We start from the raw sequence: 6,223 nt of genomic DNA, 5'->3' as shown, positions 1-6,223 counted from the left end.
CAGTGGGCGCCTCAACGTGCCTGCTCCAGCCAGGGCATGAGAACCCTCATGTGCTTGTCGGTCGCGCCGCCATGTTCAGCGTAAAAAGCCTCTGCGCCGGCGATGGCCTGCGCGTAGGCCTGCGCGTCGGTCAGCAGGTGCACCAGCGCCTGCGACAGACTGGGGATGCTCATGTGTTGCTGCAGCACGTGGGCGGCGAGTGCCTCCACCCCGGGATATTCGATGCCCCAGATGCTGGGACCGACCATGACCGGCTTTTTCAGGGCCAACGGTTCGATGACGTTGTGCGCGCCGCTGTCCACGAACGAGCCGCCGACCACCACCACCTGCGACAGCGCGAGGTAGAAGTACATCTCGCCCAGCGAATCGCCCAGCAGCAGGTCGATGCCGCCCATGTCGGGCGCGTCGGCGGTGGGCGCCAGGGTGGTGTCGAGCATGCGGCTGCGACGCGCCACGCGCAGGCCCGCACTTTCAAAGAGCTGGGCCACAGCGTCGAAGCGTTGCGGGCTGCGTGGAACATAAACGAACAGCGGGCGTGCCAGGTCCTTGCCGGCCAGCGCGTTTTGCACCTGACGGATGGCGTCCAGGAACTGCTCGTCCTCGCCCACGATGGCACTGGCAAAACCCACCACCGGGCGCTGGCCCGGTGTGATGCCCCAGTCGGCCACCAGCCGTTGTGCGGCCGCGATCTGCTGCGGCGAAACCGGCAGGTCGAACCGGGTTTCCCCCGCGACCACCACACGCTCGCAGCCCACGTCGCGGAAGCGCCGGGCATGGGTTTCCGACTTGCACAGCACCAGCTGGTAGGCCTGGAACAGGCCGGCCCGAAAGCCAAACCACTTTCGGTCGCGCACCAGGCTCTTGGCGGGGTACTGCGCGTTGGCGATGGCCAGCGGCACTGTCTGGCGGCGTATCGTCGCCACGAGCACTGGCCAGGTGTCGATCTCGGTCATCAGCGCGGCGCGTGGCCGCACCCGGCGGATGAAGCGGCGCACCGCCCAGCCCAGCTCCAGCGGCACCCAGACCACCTCGGCGCGGCCGTCGGCGATCTCCTGCGCCAGCAGCTTCTGCGCGGCGGTGCGGCCGGCCGGCGTGAGGGTGGTGACCAGCACCGGCTGGCCGGTGGCCAGCAGGGCGCGCACCAGCGGTGCGGCGCCGCGGATTTCGCCCATCGAAGCCGAATGCACCCACAGCGGCCGCTGCAGACGGGTGCGCACGGCGCCTAAACGCTCGCTCCAGAACTGGCGGTACAGCGGCTCCTTGCGGCCACGCCGCCACAAAAACAGCAGCAGCACCGGCAGCAACAGGTGCCAGAGCCATTCGTAGATCCCGATCATGAGCGACAGCCGCCTGGTGGGCGGGAAGGGGCGGCTGGTCGGGGTGTGGGGATCGGGCATCGGCAGGGCGGGTGACAGGGCCACGTATAGTAACGGGCTGCGCCCACGAGACGGGGCGCCCAGCCCGCCCGACCACCCCGCCGGACCGTCCGTTCCTACGCGTCAATCGCCTGCTCACCCCGCTCCATGAAAGTCCTCGTCGTCGGCACCGGCTCCATCGGCAAACGCCACATCGGCAACCTGCTTGAACTCGGGGCCGAGGTGCAAGCCTTCAGCTACCGACCCGACGCACAGACCCTGGATCCGCGCGTGACCCGCGTGCCCGATCTGGCCGCCGCGCTGGCGTCCGACGTTGACGCCGTGGTGGTGGCCAACCGCACCGACCAGCACATGGACGTGGCACTGCAGGCGGCGCGCGCCGGCAAACACCTGTTTCTGGAAAAACCGCTGGCCGCGTCCATGGCCGGCGTGAGCGAACTGCTGGCCACCGTGCAGCAAAAGGGCCTGGTGGTGGAGGCCGGCTTCATGCTGCATTCCCACCCCAACCTGCTGTGGATACGCGAGCAACTCGCGCAAGGCCTGCTGGGCGAGATCTGGCACATGCGCGCGGCCGTGGGCCAGTGGCTGCCCGACTGGCGGCCCGGCACCGACCACCGCCAGGGCTATGGCGCCTTCAAGGCCCTGGGCGGCGGCGTCACCTTCGACCTGATCCACGAGCTGGACCTGGTGCAGTGGCTGCTGGGTCCGGTGGCCGACGTCACGGCCATGATGCGCACCGCCGCGGCGCTGGAAATCGAGACCGAGGCCGTGGCCCAGATCGGCCTGCAACTGGCCAGCGGCGCGCTGGCCCAGGTGCATCTGGACTACCTGCGCCCCGGCTACGGCCGTGAGATGGAAATCGTCGGCCGCCAGGGCGTGCTGCGCTGGGACTATGTGCAAGGTGTGGTCACGCTCGAAGCCGCCGGCCAGGCGCCGCGCGAGGTGCACCGCGTGCCCGAAGGTTTTGTGCGCAACCACCTGTTCCTCACCCACATGCGGCACTTCTTGCAGCGCCTGCAATCGCCGACACTGCCGGCCTCGTCACCGCTGGACGAAGCGGTGGCGGTGCTGCAGGTGGCGCTGGCGGCGCACCGCTCGGCACAGCAACGCCAGCACGTGCGGCCGTCTGATTTGCAGGGCTGACCCCTTCACCCAACCGAACACAAACGAACATGAGCACCACCTGTGTCATCGGCGCCCGCGGCGGCTCCAAAGGCGTGGCCAACAAGAACATCCGGCCGATGCTGGGCAAGCCGCTGATCGCCTGGTCCATCGAGCAGGCGCTGGCCTGCCCCGAGATCGACCGCGTCGTCATCTCCACCGACAGCCCGGCGATTGCCGAAGCCGCCCGCGCCGCGGGGGCCGAGACGCCCTTCATGCGCCCGGCTGAACTGGCCAACGACACCGCCGGCAAGTGGGAGGTGTGGCAGCACGCGCTGGCCGCCTGCGAGGCGCACTACGGCGAGCCCGTCGATCTTTTCGTGGACCTGGACTGCACCTCGCCGCTGCGCGACGTGGAGGACATCTCCAAGGCCATCGCGCAGTTCCGCGCGTCCGACGTGGACGCGGTGTTCACCGTCTGCGATGCGCGCAAGAACCCCTACTTCAACATGCTGGAAGAAGAGGACGGCATCCTGCGCATCTGCAAGAAGCTGCCCAAGCCCATCGTGCGCCGGCAGGACGCACCCCGTGTCTTCGAGCACGTGGCGTCCATCTACGTGCTCTCCCCCGACTACTTGCGCCGCGGCACCGGCCTGCTCTCGGGCCGTACCCACGGCTACGACATCGGCTCCGCCAAGAGCCCGGACATCGACAACGAATCCGACTTCGAGTTCGTCGAATACCTGATGAAAAAGCGCCTCGGCCTTAGAGGCTGAGTGGGAACTGGTCATGCCCGCCTTGACGCTCCAAACTGTCGCCCGCGGCGTTGCAAATGCGCGCCGTAGCATGGGCTACGGCTGTGCTTTGCGCCTTGCCTGCGTCAGTTTGGAACGCCCCTTCGGACATGCCCAATCCCCACTCAGCCTCTGACCTGAAACCCTCAAGAGAACACAACATGACGACACAACGATTCGATCTGACCGGCAAGGTCGTGGTGATCACCGGTGGCACCGGCCTGCTCGGTTCGGCCTATTGCCAGGGCATGGCCGAACACGGCGCCCAGGTGGTGATGGCCGATCTGGCCGCCGCCGACCCGGTGGGCAAAGCCAAGGCCATCAAGACCCCTGACGGCCGCGAGGCCTTCGGCATCAACTGCGATGTCAGTTCTGAAGCCGACGTGGTCAACCTGTTCGAGCAGGTCCTGGCCAAGTTCGGCCGCGTGGACGTGGTGCTGAACAACGCCGCCGCGACCGGTGAACACCTGATGCGCCAGGGCGCCGTGTTCACCTCGTTCGAAGACTCGACGCTGGCGGGCTGGGAATCGGCCATCCGCGTCAACCTCACCGGCGTCTACCTGGTCGCACGCGAGGGCGGCAAGGCCATGCTCAAGAGCGGTGGCGGCAGTCTGGTCAACGTCTCCAGCACCTACGGCGTGGTCGGTCCTGACCACCGCATCTACGAAGGCATGAAGTTCAACTCCCTGCCCAGCTACGCCGCAGCCAAGGCCGGTGTGCACGGCCTCACCCGCTGGCTGGCCACCTACTGGGGCGACAAGGGCATCCGCGTCAACACCCTGGTGCCCGGCGGTGTGCAGAACAACCACGACCCCGAGTTCGTGCGCCGCTACACCGCGCGCGTGCCGCTGGGCCGCATGGCCAAGCGCGAAGACATGGTCGGCATGATGATCTTCCTGGCCTCGGATGCCTCGGCCTATTGCACCGGCCAGCAGTATTTTGTTGAAGGCGGCTGGACGGCGATGTGAAGCCCCCCTGCGCCGCTGCGCGGCTTCCCCCCAGGGGGACCACGCCTGTGGCCCGGCGGAGCCGGTTCCACGGCGTGTGCTGGATGAAGGCACGCCGCCTTGCTGCATTGCTTGTTTGAAGGAATACCCATGAAAATCGCTCACCGCGAAATTGGACCGAATCAACCCCCGCTGGTGATCGCCGAGATCGGCATCAACCACGGCGGCAGCCTCGACGTGGCCAAAGCCATGGTCAGCGCCGCGCACAAGGCTGGCTGCGAGATGGTCAAGCACCAGACGCACTTCGTCGAAGACGAGATGACCGACGAGGCCAAGGCCATCTTTCCGCCCAACGCAGACGTGTCCATCTGGGAAGTGATGCAGCGCTGCGCCCTGTCCAAGGACGACGAGATCGCGCTGAAAAAGCATGCCGAGTCGCTGGGCATGATCTACATCTCCACGCCGTTCTCGCGTGCGGCGGCCGACTTCCTGGCCGAGATCGGCGTGGCCGGTTTCAAGATCGGCTCGGGCGAGGCCAACCACGTGCCCCTGATCCGGCACATCGCCAGCTTCGGCAAGCCGGTGATCCTGAGCACCGGCATGCAGACCATCGAATCGCTGCGACCCTCGGTGCAGGCGCTGGACGATGCGGGTATCGAGTACGCGCTGCTCGAATGCACCAACCTCTACCCTTCGCCGCCCGAGATCGTGAGCCTGCAGGGCATCACCGAGCTGCGCAAGGCCTTCCCGAAGGCGGTCATCGGCTTCTCGGACCACAGCATCGGCCCTGAGATGGCGATCGCCTCGGTGGCGCTGGGCGCCTGCATCCTGGAACGCCACTTCACCGACACGCGTTACCGCAAGGGCCCGGACATTCCGTGCTCCATGGACCCGGCCGAGCTGCGTTTCCTGATTGATCGCTCCAAGGAAATCCACACCGCTCTGAACAACCCCAAGGTGCGCACTGGTCCGGAGGAAGACGTCTATCGGTTCGCCCGCGGCTCCATCGTGGCTGACCAGGACCTGCCCGCTGGCCACGTGATCGGCGAGAAGGACATCTGGGCGCGTCGCCCCGGTTCGGGTGAAATCTCGGTGCAGCATTTCGACCGCCTGGTCGGCGCCCGGCTCACGCGGGCCGTCAAACGCAACCAGCAGCTGCTGTGGAGCGATCTGGACGGCGTGGCACCGCTGGTGAACAGCTGATCTTGACCTGATGTCCAAGCGACTGCTCTTCATCACCGGCACGCGGGCCGACTACGGCAAGCTCGAACCGCTGGCCGTGGCGGCCCAGCAGGCCGGCTTTGCCATCAGCTTCTTCATCACCGGCATGCACATGATGCGCCGCTACGGTGAGACGCGGCTGGAGGTGCGGCGCTTTCCCGGCGCCGAGTTCTTCGAGTTCGTCAACCAGCGCGAGGGCGATGCGCAGGAGTTCATCCTGTCCAAGACCATCCTGGGGTTTTCGGATTTCGTGCACGAGCACCGGCCCGATCTGGTGGTCATCCATGGTGATCGCGTCGAAGCCATGGCCGCGTCCATCGTCTGCGCGATGAAGTACATCCCCTCGGCGCACATCGAAGGCGGCGAGGTCTCGGGCACCATCGACGAGAGCATTCGCCACTGCAACACCAAGCTCTGCGCCACCCACTTCGTCAGCTCCGACGCGGCCAAGGCCCGCGTGCTGGCGCTGGGTGAAGCGCCGGACAGCGTCTACAACATCGGATCGCCCGAACTCGACACCCACGCGCGCCCTTCGGGCGTGGGCATCGACGAGGTCAAGTCGCGCTACGCCATCCCGTTCGCCGACTTCGGCATCGCAGTGTTCCACCCGGTCACATCGGAGGCCGACACCATCGGCGCGCAGGCGGCTTCGTTGTTCGGCCGGCTTGAAGCCAGCGGCAAGTGCTTTGTGGTCATTGCGCCCAACAACGATCCCGGCACCGAAGACATCTTTGCGGTGCTCGAACGCCTGCCCAAGGAGCGCTTCCGCCTCATCCCGTCGATG

6 protein-coding genes are annotated in these 6,223 nt (G+C 66.8%); 5 read left to right on the top strand and 1 reads right to left on the bottom strand.

Translation table 11 applies throughout. The features are described 5' to 3' along the window. Window positions 1–11: 11 nt before the first annotated feature. Complete coding sequence (locus ACR2JA_RS07695) at window positions 12–1,397, bottom strand: 3-deoxy-D-manno-octulosonic acid transferase (protein WP_434008508.1); 1,386 nt, start codon at window positions 1,395–1,397, stop codon at window positions 12–14. 105 nt (window positions 1,398–1,502) lie between these two features. Between ACR2JA_RS07695 and ACR2JA_RS07690 the strand changes: the two genes are divergently transcribed. The 5 genes from ACR2JA_RS07690 to neuC all read left to right on the top strand — a co-directional run. Then, window positions 1,503–2,519 carry a Gfo/Idh/MocA family protein gene (locus tag ACR2JA_RS07690; RefSeq protein WP_434008509.1) on the top strand — a complete coding sequence of 339 codons (1,017 nt, stop codon included), beginning with the start codon at window positions 1,503–1,505 and terminating at the stop codon, window positions 2,517–2,519. A 29-nt stretch (window positions 2,520–2,548) separates the two neighbouring features. Then, a complete protein-coding gene (locus tag ACR2JA_RS07685) occupies window positions 2,549–3,253 on the top strand; it encodes a cytidylyltransferase domain-containing protein (RefSeq protein WP_434008507.1) in 705 nt (234 codons plus the stop codon). 179 nt (window positions 3,254–3,432) lie between these two features. Next, window positions 3,433–4,239, top strand: coding sequence for an SDR family oxidoreductase (locus ACR2JA_RS07680; RefSeq protein ID WP_434008506.1), 807 nt, complete (start codon window positions 3,433–3,435; stop codon window positions 4,237–4,239). Between the two features lie 129 nt (window positions 4,240–4,368). Then, window positions 4,369–5,421 carry an N-acetylneuraminate synthase family protein gene (locus tag ACR2JA_RS07675; protein ID WP_434008505.1) on the top strand — a complete coding sequence of 351 codons (1,053 nt, stop codon included), beginning with the start codon at window positions 4,369–4,371 and terminating at the stop codon, window positions 5,419–5,421. A 10-nt stretch (window positions 5,422–5,431) separates the two neighbouring features. After that, a partial coding sequence (gene neuC / locus ACR2JA_RS07670) for a UDP-N-acetylglucosamine 2-epimerase (protein ID WP_434008504.1) occupies window positions 5,432–6,223 on the top strand: 792 nt, incomplete at its 3' end.

Origin of the sequence: Hydrogenophaga sp. (genome assembly GCF_051007235.1) — a bacterium.
Lineage (GTDB): Bacteria > Pseudomonadota > Gammaproteobacteria > Burkholderiales > Burkholderiaceae_C > Hydrogenophaga.
The sequence above is the reverse complement of the archived record's forward strand: the minus strand, read 5'-3'. Positions and strand labels throughout refer to the sequence as shown.